Annotated in this window: 13 protein-coding genes; 1 reads left to right on the top strand and 12 read right to left on the bottom strand. The window is 68.7% G+C overall.

From position 1 onward, the window contains the following. Nucleotides 1–46: 46 nt before the first annotated feature. The 12 genes from JYG37_RS31655 to JYG37_RS31600 all read right to left on the bottom strand — a co-directional run bounded on the left by JYG37_RS31655 (nt 47) and on the right by JYG37_RS31600 (nt 15,568). Nucleotides 47–1,504 (bottom strand): aldehyde dehydrogenase family protein, encoded by a 1,458-nt coding sequence (locus JYG37_RS31655; protein WP_213347059.1) that lies wholly within the window; start codon nt 1,502–1,504, stop codon nt 47–49. Continuing rightward, nucleotides 1,501–2,778, bottom strand: a complete 1,278-nt coding sequence (locus JYG37_RS31650) for an NAD(P)/FAD-dependent oxidoreductase (protein ID WP_213347057.1) — start codon at nt 2,776–2,778, stop codon at nt 1,501–1,503. Before JYG37_RS31650 ends, JYG37_RS31655 begins: the two co-directional genes overlap by 4 nt. A 133-nt stretch (nt 2,779–2,911) precedes the next feature. Next, nucleotides 2,912–4,237, bottom strand: coding sequence for an NAD(P)/FAD-dependent oxidoreductase (locus JYG37_RS31645; RefSeq protein ID WP_050016878.1), 1,326 nt, complete (start codon nt 4,235–4,237; stop codon nt 2,912–2,914). 2 nt (nt 4,238–4,239) lie between these two features. Continuing rightward, a complete protein-coding gene (locus tag JYG37_RS31640; protein WP_089490408.1) occupies nt 4,240–4,974 on the bottom strand; it encodes a cupin domain-containing protein in 735 nt (244 codons plus the stop codon). Nucleotides 4,975–5,095: 121 nt separating this feature from the next. Beyond that, nucleotides 5,096–5,527 carry a helix-turn-helix domain-containing protein gene (locus JYG37_RS31635; protein ID WP_050016963.1) on the bottom strand — a complete coding sequence of 144 codons (432 nt, stop codon included), beginning with the start codon at nt 5,525–5,527 and terminating at the stop codon, nt 5,096–5,098. A gap of 23 nt (nt 5,528–5,550) precedes the next feature. After that, on the bottom strand, nt 5,551–6,828 hold the full coding sequence (locus tag JYG37_RS31630; RefSeq protein ID WP_502776288.1) for an NAD(P)/FAD-dependent oxidoreductase: 1,278 nt from the start codon (nt 6,826–6,828) through the stop codon (nt 5,551–5,553). A 196-nt stretch (nt 6,829–7,024) separates the two neighbouring features. Beyond that, nucleotides 7,025–8,899, bottom strand: a complete 1,875-nt coding sequence (locus JYG37_RS31625; protein WP_213347055.1) for an ABC transporter ATP-binding protein — start codon at nt 8,897–8,899, stop codon at nt 7,025–7,027. Continuing rightward, a complete protein-coding gene (locus JYG37_RS31620) occupies nt 8,899–9,855 on the bottom strand; it encodes an ABC transporter permease (protein WP_089490410.1) in 957 nt (318 codons plus the stop codon). The genes JYG37_RS31625 and JYG37_RS31620 overlap by 1 nt, the downstream gene beginning before the upstream one ends. A 30-nt stretch (nt 9,856–9,885) precedes the next feature. Beyond that, nucleotides 9,886–10,839 carry an ABC transporter permease gene (locus JYG37_RS31615; RefSeq protein WP_176015956.1) on the bottom strand — a complete coding sequence of 318 codons (954 nt, stop codon included), beginning with the start codon at nt 10,837–10,839 and terminating at the stop codon, nt 9,886–9,888. 79 nt (nt 10,840–10,918) lie between these two features. Beyond that, the gene (locus tag JYG37_RS31610; RefSeq protein ID WP_050016869.1) at nt 10,919–12,502 is read right to left on the bottom strand and encodes an ABC transporter substrate-binding protein; all 1,584 of its coding nucleotides are present in this window, start codon (nt 12,500–12,502) and stop codon (nt 10,919–10,921) included. A 680-nt stretch (nt 12,503–13,182) separates the two neighbouring features. Beyond that, nucleotides 13,183–14,721, bottom strand: a complete 1,539-nt coding sequence (locus JYG37_RS31605) for a methyl-accepting chemotaxis protein (protein ID WP_050016867.1) — start codon at nt 14,719–14,721, stop codon at nt 13,183–13,185. 178 nt (nt 14,722–14,899) lie between these two features. After that, on the bottom strand, nt 14,900–15,568 hold the full coding sequence (locus tag JYG37_RS31600; protein WP_050016866.1) for a haloacid dehalogenase type II: 669 nt from the start codon (nt 15,566–15,568) through the stop codon (nt 14,900–14,902). A gap of 463 nt (nt 15,569–16,031) precedes the next feature. Between JYG37_RS31600 and JYG37_RS31595 the strand changes: the two genes are divergently transcribed. Beyond that, the gene (locus tag JYG37_RS31595) at nt 16,032–16,892 is read left to right on the top strand and encodes a GNAT family N-acetyltransferase (RefSeq protein WP_124630183.1); all 861 of its coding nucleotides are present in this window, start codon (nt 16,032–16,034) and stop codon (nt 16,890–16,892) included. Nucleotides 16,893–16,898 lie beyond the last annotated feature (6 nt).

The raw sequence follows: 16,898 nt of genomic DNA, 5'->3' as shown, positions 1-16,898 counted from the left end.
GGGCTTCGAACTGTACTGCCGGCGCGAATCGCGCGCAGCGACTGCGTCAGTCGTAAAAGCCGACGATCGACTTGATCTCCATGTACTCCTCCATCCCTTCGATCCCGTACTCGCGGCCGTTGCCCGACTGCTTGTACCCGCCGAACGGCGCCTGAGGGTCCCATGCCGGGTAGTTCAGATGCACCTGCCCCGCGCGGATGCGGGCGGCCACCGCGCGTACGCGGTCCTTGTCGGTGCCCTGCACGTGCGCGCCGAGCCCGTAGACCGTATCGTTCGCGATCGCGATCGCTTCGTCGACGGTGTCGTAAGGCAGGATCGCGAGCACCGGGCCGAAGATCTCCTGCTGCGCGATCGCCATGTCGGTGCGCACCTCGGAGAAAATCGTCGGCCGCGCATAAAAGCCGCGCTCGAGACCCGCGGGCCGGCCGGGGCCGCCGGCGATCAGCTTCGCGCGTTCGTCGATGCCCACGTCGATCATCTGCGCAACCCGCCCGAACTGTGCGCGATTGGCCAGCGGCCCGTGCGTCGTGGCCTCGTCGAACGGATCGCCGACGACGAGCGTTTGCATCGCCGCGACGGCCAGTGCCTCGACCTCGCCGAGCACGGCGCGCGGCACGATCATGCGGGTCGGCGCGCTGCACGACTGCCCCATGTTGCGGAACGCGGCGGCCACGCCGGGCGGGACCGCACGCGACAGGTCCGCGTCCGGCAACACGATGTTCGGCGACTTGCCGCCCAGTTCCTGCGCGACGCGCTTGACGGTCGGCGCGGCCGCCTGCGCGACGAGCACGCCGGCGCGCGTCGAGCCGGTGATCGACACCATGTCGACCTCCGGGTGCGACGAAAGCGCCGCGCCCACCGTTTCGCCGCTGCCGCTCACGAGGTTGAAGACGCCGGCGGGCACGCCCGCGTCGACGAGCACTTCCGCGAACAGCAGCGCGCTGAGCGGCGACAGCTCGCTCGGCTTCAGCACCACTGTGCAGCCGGCCGCGAGCGCCGGCCCGACCTTCGCGGTGATCTGGTAGATCGGCCAGTTCCACGGCGTGATCAGCGCACACACGCCGATCGGCTCGCGCGCGACCGCGGTCGTTCCGCGCCGCTCGATGAACGGGTAGCGCGCGAGGTTGTCGCGTGCGACGCGGATATGTTCGGCCGCGAGCGGCACGTGCGCGGCACGCGCATAGCCGATCGGTGCGCCCATTTCCATCGCGAGCGCGGCGGCGAACAGTTCGGCGCGCTCCAGCATCAGCGCATGCACGCGGTCGAGCAGCGCCGCGCGTTCCTGCGGCGACGTCGCGGACCAGCGTTCGAACGCGCGGCGCGCGGCCTGCACCGCGCGGTCGGCGTCGCGCGCACTGCCGAGCGGGATCTCGCCCAGCGTGTCCTCGGTGGACGGACTGACGACTGCGAACCGGTCGCTGCCGTCGGGCAACACCCAGTCGCCGTCGATGAAGAAACGCTCGAGCCGGCCGGCTTGCAGCAGGTGAACAACAGGGGAATTCATTGAAAAGAGTCCTTGAGTCGATACCAGGCGCCGACGAACGGCAGGAACCACGGTTTGCCGAAGTGGCCCGGAATCGCGGGCCAGTCGAAATCTTTCCACGGGTTGAGGTCGGCGCGTCCGTCCATGATCTCGGCCATCAACGTGCCCATCAGCGTGGCCATGTGCGTGCCGTGGCCGCTATAGCCCATCGAGTAGTAAACGCCGTCGCGCTCGCCCGCGCGCGGCAGCCGGTTGGCCGTCATGTCGACCATCCCGCCCCAGCAGTAGTCGATGCGTACGCTGGCCAGCCCGGGAAACACGGCGGCCAGTTGACGCCGCAGGATCGCGCCGCTCTTTTCGTCCGAACGCGGATTCGACGTCGCGAACCGCGCGCGGCCGCCGAACAGCAGACGGCCGTCGGGCGTCGTCCGGAAGAAGTTGACGAAGTTCTTCGTGTCGGTGGCCATCCGGCGTGTCGGCAGCAGGCGATCGAGCAGCTCGCGCGGCAACGGCTCGGTGACGATGATGAAGGCGCCCACGGGCACGACCCTGCGGCGAATCCAGCCGAACGGCCCGACGTGCGAAATGCCGCTCGCGAGCAGCACCTGGCGCGCACGGATTTCGCCGAGCGGGGTGCGCGCCGCATAGGTGCCGCGCGTGTCCCGCTTCAATTCCAGCACCGGCGCCTGCTCGACGATGTGCGCGCCGCGCGCCTGCGCAGCGCGCGCCAGGCCGCGTACGTAACGGCCGACATGCATCCCCGCGCTCTTGCCGAACAGCAGCCCGCCGTGATAACGATCCGAGCCGATCTCGTCGCGCAGCTCGGCCTTCGTCACCAGGCGCGTGTCGGGGTCCACGCTCGCCGCGAGCAATGCCTGGCTGCGCGCGAGCTTGTCGTAGTGCTCGGGCTTCGCCGCGAGCTTCAGCTTGCCGGTGCGGGCGAAATGGCAATCGATCGACTCTTCTTTCACGAGCCGCTCGACCGTGTCGACGCCCGCGTCGAACGCCAGATAGAGCCGGTTCGCCAGTTCCGTACCGAGACGTTGCGACAGCGACGCGTAATCCTGCGCGAAGCCGTTGTTGCACATGCCGCCGTTGCGGCCCGACGCCGCCTGGCCGACGGTGCCCGCCTCGCAGACGATCACGCGCGCGCCCTTCTTGGCCAGCGCCAGCGCGGCGGCCGAACCGGTGATCCCGCCGCCCACCACCAGCACGTCGCAGCTGCCGTCGGGCAATTCCGGCGAGTGGCTCACGAATGGCTCCGACGTATCGAGCCAGTACGAACTGAAACGCATCACGCACTCCCAAGCTGTCGCATCGCACTGACGGACCGGCGAACGTTCGCCGCACCGATCCGGCCGCTCGTGGGCGGTCCGGCTCGATGCGCGTCGTACTCAGGCGACCGCTCATCCATGTAACGGCGTTGCATCAAAAATCGGCGACCTTGCCCCATGCGGACTCGCTGAACCGGCCGGGCCGGTACGGCGCCGGGTCCACGAAAGGTTGCGCACCGGATGCGAGATCGGCGATCAGGTGCCCGGCGCCCGGGCCGATCCCGAAGCCGTGACCCGAAAACCCCGCCGCGAGGATGAGCCCCGGCACGCCCGGCACTTCGCCGATGCCCGGCACGCCGTCCGGCGTGCTGTCGACGAACCCGGCCCACGCGTGCGTGATCTTCGCTTCGCGCAGTTCGGGCAGCAGTTCGGACGCGCGTCGGTACGTTTCGGTGATCGTCGGCATGTCGGGCTTCGGATCGAGAATGCGTACGGCTTCCATCGGCGTCGGCGCGTCGAGGCGCCAGCGCTTCAACGTTTCATGGCCGCCACGCACGCCTTCGAGGCCGCCCGGCAGCAGATTGCGCCAGCGTTTCGCGAACATCGGCACGAATTGCGGCGCGAAGCGCAGGAACTGCGGCGTCAGGTCCACGCGCGCGCGGCCGCTGATCGCCAATGCGTAGCGTCCGTCGCTGCGGCGCGTGATGGACACGCCGGACGTGTACATCGCATCCGGCAACGGCGTGTCGACGGGCGACACGCTCAGGATCGACTGACGGATCGACGCTTGCGGAAAGCGAATGCCGAGCTGGCGGCAGAACGACGACGCCCATGCGCCGCCGGCCATCACGGCCGTTCGCGTCTTGATGACGCCCGCCTCGGTGACGACGCCCGCGACACGGCCGCCTTCGAGCTCGATGCCGCGCGCCGCGCAGTGCTGGTGGACACTGCCGCCCAGCTTGATCAGCGCGGCGGCCACGGCCGGCGCGGCCTTGCCCGGATCGGCCGTGCCGTCGGTCGGCGAGAACACGCCGCCCTTCCACTGCTGCCCGGTCGCCCGTCCGCGCTCGGCGGCCTGCTTGCTGTCGAGCATGTATGTGGTCACACCGGCGGTCTTCGCGAATTCGCCCCAGCTGGCCCAGCGGGACAGCTCGGCCTCGTCGTTGCTGAGATACAGCAGCCCGCAGCGATGAAAGCCGGTGTCTTCTCCGGATTCGGCGGCGAAGCGTTCCCACAGATCGATGCTCTTGCTCGCCATCGGCAACTCGCGCGCATCGCGGTTCTGCTGGCGGCACCAGCCCCAGTTGCGGCTCGACTGTTCGGCGCCGATGCGCCCTTTCTCGACGAGCGCGACCGATATGCCGCGGCGGGCCAGATAGTAGGCGGTGAAGACGCCGATGATGCCGCCGCCGATCACGACGACGTCGGCCGCGGCCGGCGGCGTGGACAAGGTTTCGATATGGCGCAGCGGAGGGGACATGCTCAGTCTCGTTCGGTGGAGGGTTTGACGTTCTGCATCACGTAGAACTTCGCGACGCGTTCGCTGCTTTCCCACCCGATCGACGCGCCGCGCGGCACGAACAGCGCGTCGCCGGTGCCCAGCGACTGCACGCTGCCGTCGGGCGCCGCGAACCGGACGCCGCCGTCCAGCAGGAACATGAACTCGTTCGCGCGATGCGGCCGGACGATCCGGTGATACGGCGTCGAATCCCACGTGCCCGCGCAGTACCCGGCGCCGTCGTCGGTGAACACGTTGTCGCTGCGGCATTGCGGCGCGGGGCCGAGCAGCACCTCGGCCGGCAGCGTGGCGGACGGTTTGAAGTTCGCGTCGGCGTGCAGCGCGAAGATGCCGCGTTTCGTCGGTGTCTCGCACGTTGCCGCGCAGAACATCAGCAGTACCGGCGATGCCGCGGCGATACGCAGCGCGGTGCCGCAGCCGATCACGGCGCCTTGCCCAGGGCCGACCACCAGCGGTGCGGCCCCGGGCGCTTCGAGCGTCAACTCGCCCTGGACGACGACGAGGGTTTCGATGTGCGGAAAGCTCGGCACATCCAGTTCGCCCACGAAGCCGATGCGCCCCGCGGCCATCGCGTCGGGGCCTTCCCACGCGATCTCGCGATGCGACGCGAACGGATCGCTCGCGCCGAGCGCCTGCTTGCTGAATGCGGTGGAAGACGGTGCGCCGTCGGCCCGGTGCAACACGAAAACTGCGGTCATTTCTGCTCCTGTGCAGTGCGTGACGGATTCGTTCGAAAGCGGTCACGCGATATCGGAAATCGTCGTTCGCCGGCTCGCCTGCCGGAAAATCCTCAGCGGGGCATGTCGTCCATACGTGTGCTTACGCCGCGTGACACGATGCATCGCGGCGTTCGGCGCGCATGCGCGTCGATGGCGCTCGCACCGGTGCGCCGCCCGTACGGGCGACCATGTAATCGCGCGGCGTGATCCCGAGCACGCGCCGGAAATGCCGGCACAGATGGCTCTGATCGAAGAAGCCGACGTCGGTCGCGACGACCGACGGCGCGAGACCGGCGCGCAACAGGTCCTGCGCCCGCCGTATCCGCACGAGACACAGATACCGGTGCGGCGACAGCCCGGTTTCGCTGCGAAAGCGCGCGGTGAAGCGCGACACGCTCAACCCGGCCACCGCCGCGAGCGTGTCGAGGTTCAGCGGCTGCGCGAACGACGCGTCGATCGTGCGCAGCACGTCGCCGATCGCCGGCGACACGGGCCGCGCGACACGCGGCGAGCCAACGAATTGCACTGTCATGTCGAATTCTCCCGGCGCGCGCTTCAATGCAGGAAATCCTGCATCCGGTAATACGCGCCGACGAGCGGCAAAAACCACGCGTGCCCGAAATGGCCGGGTATCGCCGGCCAGTCGAGCTCGCGCCACGGGTTCGACGCGGCCGCGCCATACAGCACGTCGGCCATCACGCGGCCCATGTGCACCGACATCTGCACGCCGTGGCCGCTGTAGCCCATCGAGTAATAGAGCCCGTCGTGCTGGCCCGCGCGCGGCAGCCGGTCGGCGGTGATGTCCACCAGCCCGCCCCAGCAGTAGTCGAGCCGCACGCCGGCCAGTTCCGGGAAGTAGCCGGCCATGCCGGCGCGCAGGACGTCGCCGCTCTTCGCGTCGGAGCGCGGGCTCGACATCGCGAAACGCGCGCGGCCACCGAACAGCAGCCGGTTGTCGGGCGTCACGCGGAAGTAGTTGCCGATCTGGCGCGACGTCACGTAGGCGCGGCGATGCGGAAACAGCCGGTTCAGCTGCGCATCCGGCAGCGGCTCGGTCACGACGATGAAGCTGCCGACCGGCGCGATGCGTCGCCGGAACCACGCGAACGGCCCGTGCTGCGATGCGCCGGTGGCGACCAGAACGCGGTCGGCAACGATCGTGCCGCGGGTGCTGGTGATCCGGTGGCGCTCGCCGTCGAGCCGGTCGATCTGCGTGACGGCCGCGTGCTCGACCACGCGTGCGCCGGCCCGCACGGCCGCTTGCGCGAGGCCGACGCCGAACTTGCCCATGTGCATCTGTGCGCCGTTGCGCTGCAGGAGCCCGCCGTAGAAGCCGTCGGATGCGATTTCGTCGCGGATCCGCGACGGTTCGATCAGTTCGATATCCGGATCGACGTCGCGCCGCAATGCGTTGAAGGTCTTTTCGAGCCCCGCGAAATGCTGTGGCTTCGCGGCGAGCTTCAGCTTGCCGGCGCGCCGAAAATCGCAATCGATCGCCTGTTCGGTCACGATCGTCTCGACGCTCTTCACCGCGCTTTCGTATGCGAGATAAAACTGCTTCGCCTGCGCGGCGCCAATGCGGGCGGCCAGCGACGCGTAGTCCTGCGCGACGCCCGTATTGCACTGGCCGCCGTTGCGGCCAGACGCTTCGCCCGCGACCTGCGCGGCTTCGAGCACGACCACCGAAACGCCGCGCTGCGCGAGCGCGAGCGCCGCCGACAAACCGGTGAACCCGCCGCCGATCACGACGACGTCGGCCCGCCCTTCGACGGGGCCAACGCTGCCGTCGCGAAACGCGGGGCGGGTATCCAGCCAGTACGATTCCAGTTTCATCGGATCCTTCTCGAGCATTTCCGCAACGACGATCGGTGACCGTTCAATGAGAATCATTTAATCACCGTCAAAAACCGCAGTTGCCGCGTATTCGCGCGCGGCACGCGTGCAAATTGCCGTTTTGCGCGACCGCCGCGGCAGACTATGCGGCGGCCCGTTCACCGCCCTGCGCGATGAACGGTTCGCGCGCCACGCACTACAGCTGCAGCGGCGCGACACCGGCGGGAATCGGCTCCGCCTGGAAGCGCGCGAGATCCTCCTCGCTGCGATGGCACAGCACCTGCGCGCCGTTGCCGAGCGTGCGCAGCGACGGGGCCGTCCGGTTGCACACGCCGTCCACGCGCATCGCGCAGCGCGACAGGAACGGACACAGCTCGTCCTCGTTCTCGCGCGCGCCGATCGGCACCAGCGGCCGGTGGCAACGCTCGGCCGCATCGTCGAGCCAGCCCGCGCGCAACTCCGGCGCGGACGACACGAGCAGATGCGAATACGGGTGATAAGGCGGCGCGCACAGCGCGTCGCGGCTGCCCGTCTCCACGCGGCGGCCCGCATACAGCACGATGATGTCGTCGCTGATCGCGCGCACCTTCGCGATGTCGTGCGTGATGAACACGTACGACACGCCGAGCTTCGCCTGCAGGTCGCGCAGCAGCTCGATGATCGCGGCGCCGACGACGGTGTCGAGCGCCGACGTGACCTCGTCGCACAGGATCAGGTCGGGCTCGGCCGCGAGCGCGCGCGCGAGGTTCACGCGCTGCTTCTGCCCGCCCGACAGCTCGCCGGTCCGCCGCGACGCCACCGCCGGCGGCAGCCGCACGAGCTCGAGTAGCTCCGCGACGCGCTGGCGGGCACGCGCGCCCTTGATCCCGTGGTAGAACGCGAGCGGTCGTGCGAGCGTGCGCTCGACGGTATGCACGGGGTTGAGCGCGGTATCGGCGTTCTGGAACACGATCTGCACGCGGCGATGCTGCTCCTTGGTGCGCTTGACGATATCGCGTGCGAGCGGCACGCCGTCGAGCAGGATCTCGCCACCGGTCGCCGGCACGAGGCCCGCGATCACCTTCGCGAGCGTCGTCTTGCCAGAGCCCGATTCGCCGATCACGCCGACCGTCTGCCCGCGCCCGATGCGCAGGTCGACTTCGTGCAGGATTACCTTCGCGGGCCAGCCGTTCGCGGCGCGGCCGCCGTAGCCCGCGATCGCGCCGCGCACGTCGAGCAGCGGTGTGGGCGCGGCCGGCTCCTGTGCTTGCGCCTGCGCGTCGCGCTCCGCATCGTTCGGCGTGACCGCCGCGATCAGGCTCTGCGTGTACGGGTGCGTCGGCGCATGCAGGATCTGTTCGGTATCGCCCGCCTCGCGGATCACGCCGTCGCTCAGCACGACGATCCGGTCGGCCATCTGCGCGACCACGGCCAGGTCGTGCGACACGTACACCGCGCTCATCCCGCAGCGCTTGATCACGTTCTTGAACGCCTGCAGCACGTCGATCTGCGTGGTCACGTCGAGCGCGGTGGTCGGCTCGTCGAGGATCACCAGCTCCGGATCGGTGATCAGCGCCATCGCGGCCATCAGCCGCTGCAACTGGCCGCCCGATACCTGGTGCGGATAGCGTTTGCCGATCGTCTCCGGCTCGGGCAGCGCGAGCGCGCGAAACAGCTCGATCGCCTTCGCCTGCGCGTCGCGCTTCGTCATCGTCTTGTGGATCAGCGCGCTCTCGATCACCTGGTCGAGAATCGTGCGCGACGGGTTGAACGCGGCGGCCGCGCTCTGGGCGATATACGCGACCTTGCGGCCGCGCAGCGCGGTCAGCGCCGGTCCGGAAAGCGTGCACACGTCGGTGCCGTCGAGCTTCACCGAGCCGCCGGCGATCCGGCATCCGGCGCGCGCATGGCCCATCAGCGACAGCGCGATCGTCGTCTTGCCGGAGCCCGATTCGCCGATCAGCGCAAGCACCTCGCCGCGCCCGATGTCGAAGTCGACGCCGTGGACGATCGTCGTTTCGTCGCCGCCCGGCCGGCCGCCGACCACGCGCAGCCCACGCACCTCGACGAGCGGATTCGATTCGTGTCGCATCAGTGTCCTCCGGCGGCGCCGGCCGCGCCCTTGCGGCGGCCGCGATGCGGCAGACCGTCGATCAACAGGTTGACGCCCACCGTCAGGATCGCGATCGCGACCGCGGGCATGATCGCGACGGCCGAGCCGTCGCCGAGGCTCGCGATGTTCTCGCGCACGAGCGAGCCGAGGTCCGCGTACGGCGGCTGCACGCCGAGCCCGAGAAAGCTCAGGCCGCTCAGCAGCAGCACGACGAACGTGAAGCGCAGCCCGGTGTCCGCCAGCATCGGGTGGATCATGTTCGGCAGCATCTCGACGCACGCGATGTAGAGCGCGCTTTCGCCGCGCGCCTTGGCCACCTGCACGAATTCGAGCGTGCTGATGTTGACGGCCAGCGCGCGCGCGATCCGGTACGAGCCGGGCATGTAGCTGACCGCGGCGGTGAGGACCAGCAGCGGCAGCGACGAGCCGAACGCGGCGACGAACATCAGCGCGAACATCTTCGACGGAATGGACGTGAGCGCGTCGAGCAGCCGGCTCATCGTCTCGTCGACCGCGCGGCCCGACACGGTCGCGAGCAGCCCGAGCGTCGTGCCGGTCACCGCGGCGAGCAGCACCGCGGCCAGCGCGAGCAGCACGGTCAGCCGCGTGCCGTACAGGATCCGGCTCAGCATGTCGCGGCCGAGGAAGTCGGAGCCGAACGGCAGCTTCGCGCTGAACGACGCGAACACGTCGGGCGTGACGATCGCGCCGACGTCATGCGGCGCGATCAGCGGCGCGAACACCGCAACGAACAGCATCAGGCCGGCCATCGACAGGCCGACGCGGCCGCCGGTCGTCAACGCGAGGCGCGTGGCGCGGCGCTTGCGCGGCTGGTCGGGAGCAGGCGCGGCAGGCGGCATGCTGCCCCGCCCGAGGGGCGGGTCGCCGGAGGGCGGCAGCGCGCTGCTGCGTTGTACGGGTTCGATCGGTTGCATGGGCGGCATCTCGGAAGAAAGACGAAACACTCAGGTGCGCAGTCGCGGGTTCGACACGATCGAGCACAGGTCGGCGAACAGCACGAGCGTCAGGTACGCGACGCAGAAGATCAGCGTGCACGCCTGGACCAACGGGAAATCGCGATTGCTGACGGCGTCGACCATCAGGCTCGCGAGGCCCGGATAGTTGAAGATCGTCTCGACAACGATCACGCCGCCGAGCAGATACGACAGGCTCAGCGCGATCGCATTGGCGATCGGGCCGATCGCGTTCGGCAGCGCATGGCGCAGCACGACGCGCGCCGGGCTCGCGCCCTTCAACGTGGCCATCTCGACGTACGACGCGCTCAGTTGCTCGATCACCGCGGCGCGCGTCATGCGCGCCATCTGCGCGATCACGACCGCGCACAGCGTCAGCACCGGCATCGCATATGCACGCAGGAAATCGTGCAGGCTTTCGATCGGGCCGCTGTACGACAGTGCGGACAGCCAGTGCAGCTTCACCGCGAACACGAGCACGGCGACCGTCGCGATCAGGAATTCCGGCGTCGCGACGAGCGACAGCGTGCCGAGGCTGATCACGCGGTCGATCGCCGACTCGCGCTTGACCGCCGCGAGGATCCCGAGCAGCAATGCGATCGGCACCGACACGGCGGTCGTGATCGCCGCCAGCGCGAGCGACTTCGGCAGGCGTCCGCCGATCAGCTCCGACACCGGCATGTCGCCGGAAAACGACCGGCCGAAGTCGCCGTGCAGCAGCCCGCCGAGCCAGTGCAGGTAGCGCACGTGCGCCGGCATGTCGAGACCGAACTGCTGGCGCAGCGCGGCGACCGTCTCCGGCGTCGCCGACTGGCCGAGCGCGGCCTGCGCGGCGTCGCCCGGCAGCAGGTTCGTGATCGTGAAAATGATCGCGGACACGATCAGCAGCGTCAGCGCGGTGACCGCGATGCGCCGGCCGATCAGCCCGATGAGAACTCGGTTCATGGAGCGACACTCCCGAAAAGCCCCCGCGTGGCCGGCGCGGTCGCCCGCACCGGCCACGCAACGGCGGCCAGCAACAACATCATGCGTTCCACCACACGTTCTCGGCGAACGTGAAGCCCATCATCGGCCCGGTGGGGATCGAGCCGAGGCCCGCGAGCCGCTTGTCGTAGCCGTCGAGGAAGCTGATGAACGCCGGAATGCCGACCCGCCCCTGCTGCGACACGATCACCTGCATGTCGCCGTACATCTGCTTGCGCTTCGCGTCGTCGGTTTCCGAACGCGCGGCGAGCAGCAACTGGTCGAACTTCGCGTTCTTCCAGCCCGACTCGTTCCACGGCGCATCCGACTTGAAGAACTGCGTGAACAGCACGTCGGCGCTCGAACGCGGGTTGATGTTGCCGAACGTGAGCGGGTGCTTCATCCAGTGGTTCGACCAGTAACCGTCGGGCGATGCGCGGTTGACCTGCAGGTTCAGCCCGATCTTCTGGCCGGCCTGCTGCAGCAGCACGGCCATTTCGATCGACCCGTTCGCGTCGGACGTCGCATAGATCGGCGGCAGCGCGGCGCCGAGCGCCCCCGCCTTCTGGAGCAGGAATTTCGCCTTGTCCGGATCGTGCGCGCGCTGCGGCAGCGACGCGTTGAAGTAGCGATGCCCCGGCGGAATCGGCTGGTCGTTGCCGATCACCGAATAGCCGCGGAACACCGCCGTGCGAAGCTGCTCGCGATCGAACAGGTACTTCATCCCTTCGACGAAATCGGGGTTCGCGACGATCGGGTTGTCGCTGCGCATGATCAGGTCGGTATAGAGGCCGGACTTGGTTTCCTTCAGTGCGTAGCCCGGCGTCGACGAGACCCGCTGCGTCGAGCGCGGATCGATCGCGTTGATCAGGTGCACGTCGCCCGACAGCAGCGCGTTCAGGCGCGCGGCGCTGTCGCTGATGCCGATCAGCTCGATCTCGTCGAGATACGGCTTGCCCGGCTTGAAGTAGCTGTCGTTGCGCACGCCGATGGTCGACACGCCCGGCTTGAACGACTTCAGCTTGTACGGGCCGCAGCCGACGCCGGTCGAGAAGTCGGTCGTGCCGTCCTTGACGATCACGAGCTGCGGCGTCGCGAGGATCACCGGCAGATCGGCGTTCGCGCTCGCGAGCGTCAGCGTGACTTCGTCGGGGCCGGTCGCCTTCGCATCCGAGAACTGTTCGGCAAGCGTCTTGACCTTCGACGCGGTGGCCGGGTTCTTGTGGCGCATCAGCGAAAACACCACGTCGGCCGGGCCGACGGGCTTGCCGTCGTGGAACGTGACGCCCTTGCGCAGCTTGATGATCCAGGTCTTCGCGTCGGTCGTCTGCAGCGACTCGGCGAGGTTCATCTGCGGCGTCAGGCTCGCATCGAGCTGCGTGAGACCGCTGTAGAACATGAAGAAGCGCGTGTAGTCCGCGCCCGTCGAGCCCTTGGCCGGGTCGAGCGTATCGGCCGTCGAGCCGGCTTCGTTCGCAACCCGGATCTTGCCGCCGCGCTTCGGCGCGGGCGCGGCGAATGCCGAATCGGGGGTCATCAGCAGTCCGCCGGCGCCGGCGGCCATCATGCCGCCCGCCGCCATGACCTTCATCATGTCGCGGCGCGTGAAGCCGCCCTTGCCGCCGTTGTCGATATCGTCGCTCATCCGAACTGCTCCTGACTGTGGGAAGTGGGTCCAAGGGTCCAGCGTGGTTGTTCAATCGCGCCACGCCCGCTTGCTGGTGGCGGGCGCGACGTCGTGCACATGCAATTCATTTAAGCATCGCCAAAATGCGGTTTGTCGCGATTCGGGCGCCCCGCACGATACGAATCGACCGTTTTAGGCCGCCCGCGCAGCATGAATTGCTGCGTGCGCGCACGTGTCGCCGTTGGCCCGGTGGCGTGTCGCGGTGGTTGCCGAATCCGTGTCGATGCAGGAAATCGTAAGGCCGCAGCCGCCGCAGATTGCGCCGACAAAATTGCCCGTTCGGCATCCGGCGCGCGTTTGGCTCACGCAAACCGCACGTTTGTGTCGAATGCGTGTGTGCATGCCGACGACGGCCGAAATGAGCGGCGCAGTGCGGCAGATCGCCGTATGCACGGGCGTCGACGGTGGGGATCGCGACGGGACGTCGCACAGGAAAGTTCAGAGGAATGCCGCTCGATCGGAGCGGCTTGGCGGGAAGACGGGAAGATCACGGGACTACCGGGAAACCGGGACCGTGCAGCCGTCAGGCGCCGCGCCCGCGTGCGTCACCGGCATGTCGACGCGCACGCCGGGCGGCCGCCAGCGCGGCGCCCGAGAAGCAGATGATGCGCCGGCCGCGAACGGACGGCGCGAAGCCGTCACGCAGCGAGCCGGAATACCGATACGGCGGCCCGCAGGCGCGCCGCCTGCTCGTCCAGCGACGAGGCGGCCGCGGCCGCCTGCTCGACGAGCGCGGCGTTCTGCTGGGTGACTTCGTCCATTTGCGCGACCGCCAGCCCGATCTGTTCGATGCCGGTGCTTTGCTCGGCCGATGCCGCCGAAATCTCGCCCATGATGTCGGCCACCCGGTCGATCGACCGGACGATCTCCGTCATCCGCTCGCCGGCCGTCTCGACGAGCCGGCTGCCACTGCCGGCCCGCTCGACCGACGCGTCGATCAAGCCCTTGATGTCCTTCGCGGCCGCGGCGCTGCGTTGCGCGAGCGAACGCACTTCCGACGCGACGACGGCGAACCCGCGCCCCTCCTCGCCGGCCCGCGCGGCTTCCACCGCGGCGTTGAGCGCGAGAATGTTGGTCTGGAATGCGATGCTTTCGATGACGACGGTAATGTCCGCGATCCGCACCGATCCGTCCGAAATCTGCCGCATCGTTTCGACGACCGCCTGCACGGCGGCGCCGCCGAGCTCGGTCGCATCCTTCGCCTGGGCCACGAGCGCATTCGCCTGGCGTGCGTTGTCGGCGTTCTGTTTGACCGTGGACGTGATCTGCTCCATGCTCGCCGCCGTTTCCTGCAACGACGCGGCCTGCTGCTCGGTGCGCTGCGACAGATCCAGGTTGCCTTGCGCGATCTCGCCGGTGCCGGTGGCGATCGAGTGGGTCGTGGTCTGGATCTCGGCGATGGTGTCGGTCAGCCGCGCCTTCATGTCGCCCAGCGCGACGAGCAGGCTGCCGGGCGCGGCGTGCGCCGTATCGAACTGCACGTCCAGTTCGCCGGCGGCGATGCGGGCGGCGATCTGCGTCGCATGCGCGGGCTCGCCGCCGAGCGTGCGCCTGACGCTGCGCAGCACGCCCCATGCGATGGCCGCGAGCGCCGCGGCGATGACGAGCGCGACGGCGCCGAGCACCATCGCGAGTCGGGCAAACGCCGCGTTGATGTCGTCGTAGAAAAATCCGGTGCCGATCCACCAGTTCCAGTCCGGAATCGCGACCACGCCCTGCAGCTTCGGCTCCAGGTCCGCGTCGGGGCTGCGCTTGATCAGCACGTCGACGAGCGCGAAATGCGCCTGCGCCATCCCCGCGCGGTACGCCTCGCTGTCGGTCATGCCGCTGGTCGTGCGGTTGCCTTTCGCGCGCGTGCCGATGAACTTTGCGTTCGGGTGCACGAGATTGACGCCGTCCGACGTCGTGACCCAGAAGTAGCTCTTCGAATTCGCGTTGAGCGCCGCCAGCGCGGCCTTGGCCTGCTGCTGCGCCTGCTCCTGCGTGAGCGTGCCGCTCGTCTGCAGCGCGCGATACGAATCGACCAGATGCTCGGCCTTGGTCAGCAGAATGACGATCTCTTCGCGGCGGCTGTCGATCAGCGCGTCGCGCAGCGTGTGCAGCGACAACGCGGCGAGCAGGACGACGCCGAGCAGCGCCGCGGCGACGAGCATCAGCAGTTTGGTGGACAACTTCATGCGGGGGCCTCGAAATATTAACCGTTCGGTACATATATCGGCCCGGGCGGCCCCGCCTTGAACGACTCGATATCGGTAATTACCCTCGTTTCGTACGCTGATCGAACGCGTGACGGGACGCGCCGGCATCACGGCCGCGTCCCGTCGCGCGTTCGATGGATCTGCCGGCGCAGCCGGCTTACAGCCCGAGCTGCGTCGCGAGCTGGCCGATGTCCGACACTTCGTAATAGTTGTAGAACGGCGTGCCCGGCTCGTGGCCGCGGTTCACGAACGCCTTGTGCTTGATCCCGAGATCCTCGGCCGTCATCAGGTCGTAGCGCAGGCTCGACGACACGTGCAGCACGTCCTCCGGCTTGCAGCCGAGCTTGTCGAACATGTATTCGAAGCCCTGCATCCGCGGCTTGTACGATTGCGCCTGCTGCGCGGTGAACACCGCGTGGAACGGCGCGCCGAGCTTGTCGACGTTGCTCATGATCTGCTCGTCCATCGCATTCGACAGGATCACCAGCTTGTACTTCGACGCCAGCCGCGACAGCCCGGCCGGCACGTCCGGGTGCGGGCCCCACGTCGGCACCGCATGATAGAAAAGCTCGGCCTCGGCTTCGTCGAACTTCACGCCGAGCCGCGCGCAGGTGCGGCGGACCGAGTTGACGACGACGTCGCGGTACGGCTTCCACGCACCGAGCACCTCGTCGAGCCGATAGGCGGCGAACGCGCGCACGAAGGCCTCCATCGCGGCCGGCGACAGCCGGTCCGCATAGATTTCGCGCGCCGTCTCGGCCATCCGGAAATGGGTCAGCGTGCCGTAGCAGTCGAAGGTGATGTACTTCGGTTCAAACTGGATCATGGTGACGTCCTGTCGGTGTGAAGCCCCGGCAGGGCCGGGGGTGGGCTGGGTTTAACGAAATTGAATCAGGGCAAAAAGTCGTTCGCGCATCGTTCGGCGTCGCTCAAAACGCAGAATCGCCGCGTGTTGCCCGGCACATGCAGCACGATCTGCGGCGCGATCGGGCGCGGCGCGGCCGGCCGGTGGGCGGCGTGCTGCCGCAGCGGGCTCGCCTGCCGGCGCGGCCCTCCGGGCAGGCGGCAGCGCGGCCGTGCATTTATCGTAGCGGCGTTCCCACAGCAGGAGTGGTGGGATTGACCGGCCGCGCCGGCACGATCAGCGCGTTCGTCCGCATCGATCGAACGGGTTTGCGTCGATCTCGCGGGCGCGTCCGTCACCGCCGGAAAACAGGCGAATCGTCCTATCCGCGCCCGTGGGTCGCTGGCAGAGTCGATAGGTCATTTCTACCCATCCGGAGTCCGGCGTGTCCGACCTCAATTCTTCCCGCACGCTCACCTATCGCCCGTTCGCCGAAACCGACCTGCCCGCCGCCCATCGGCTGTCGGAGGCGGTCAAGTGGCCGCACCGGCTCGACGACTGGCGCTTCGCGTTCCAGCTCGGCAGCGGCATCGTGGCCGAAGACGAGACCGGCGTCGTGGGGACCGCACTCGGCTGGCGCCTCGGCGAATCGCACGCGGCGCTCGGCATGGTGATCGTGTCGCCCGAGCGGACGGGCGGCGGCATCGAGCGCGAGCTCCTGGCCCGCGCGCTCGACGGCTTCGGCACACGAACCGTCTTTCTGCATGCGATGCCGGGGCGCGAGCCGCTGTACGCGGCGTTCGGCTTCGAGCCGATCGATACGATCGACCAGCATCAGGGCGCGGCGTTCCGGCCGCCGCTGATCTCGCTGCCGCCCGGCGAGCGCCTGCGCCCGCTCGGCACCAACGACGGGCCGCGCCTCGCCGCGCTCGCGTCGCGTGCGGCCGGCTACGAACGCGGCGCGGTGACCGATGCGCTGCTCGACGTCGCGAACGGCATCGCGCTCGATCGCGACGGCGAGTTGCTCGGCTTCGCGCTGTTCCGCCGTTTCGGCCCGGGCCACGTGATCGGTCCGGTGATCGCGCCGGATGCGCTGCGCGCGCAGGCGCTGATCAGCCACTGGCTCGCGTTGAACGAGGGGATGTTCGTGCGGCTCGACTTGCCCAGCGACAGCGGGCTGTCCGACTGGCTGGAAGGGCTCGGGCTGCCGCGCGTCGATACCGTCGTCGCGATGGCGCGCGGCGCCACGCCGGCGCGCGACCCGGCGCTGCGTGCGTTCGCGATCGTGAGCCAGGCACTCGGCTGAAGGGGA

The organism is Burkholderia sp. LAS2 (assembly GCF_018417615.1).
In the GTDB taxonomy this organism is placed as follows: Bacteria; Pseudomonadota; Gammaproteobacteria; order Burkholderiales; family Burkholderiaceae; genus Burkholderia; species Burkholderia sola.
Note: the sequence above shows the minus strand (reverse complement) of the source record. Positions and strands in the feature narration are given on the sequence as shown.

Coding starts and splice junctions, on each gene's coding strand:
- JYG37_RS31615 (WP_176015956.1), bottom strand. CDS start 10,839: ATGAACCGAGTTCTCATCGGGCTGATCGGCCGGCGCATCGCGGTCACC.
- JYG37_RS31625 (WP_213347055.1), bottom strand. CDS start 8,899: ATGCGACACGAATCGAATCCGCTCGTCGAGGTGCGTGGGCTGCGCGTG.
- JYG37_RS31645 (WP_050016878.1), bottom strand. CDS start 4,237: ATGTCCCCTCCGCTGCGCCATATCGAAACCTTGTCCACGCCGCCGGCC.
- JYG37_RS31605 (WP_050016867.1), bottom strand. CDS start 14,721: ATGAAGTTGTCCACCAAACTGCTGATGCTCGTCGCCGCGGCGCTGCTC.
- JYG37_RS31640 (WP_089490408.1), bottom strand. CDS start 4,974: ATGACCGCAGTTTTCGTGTTGCACCGGGCCGACGGCGCACCGTCTTCC.
- JYG37_RS31655 (WP_213347059.1), bottom strand. CDS start 1,504: ATGAATTCCCCTGTTGTTCACCTGCTGCAAGCCGGCCGGCTCGAGCGT.
- JYG37_RS31635 (WP_050016963.1), bottom strand. CDS start 5,527: ATGACAGTGCAATTCGTTGGCTCGCCGCGTGTCGCGCGGCCCGTGTCG.
- JYG37_RS31650 (WP_213347057.1), bottom strand. CDS start 2,778: ATGCGTTTCAGTTCGTACTGGCTCGATACGTCGGAGCCATTCGTGAGC.
- JYG37_RS31600 (WP_050016866.1), bottom strand. CDS start 15,568: ATGATCCAGTTTGAACCGAAGTACATCACCTTCGACTGCTACGGCACG.
- JYG37_RS31620 (WP_089490410.1), bottom strand. CDS start 9,855: ATGCAACCGATCGAACCCGTACAACGCAGCAGCGCGCTGCCGCCCTCC.
- JYG37_RS31630 (WP_502776288.1), bottom strand. CDS start 6,828: ATGAAACTGGAATCGTACTGGCTGGATACCCGCCCCGCGTTTCGCGAC.
- JYG37_RS31610 (WP_050016869.1), bottom strand. CDS start 12,502: ATGAGCGACGATATCGACAACGGCGGCAAGGGCGGCTTCACGCGCCGC.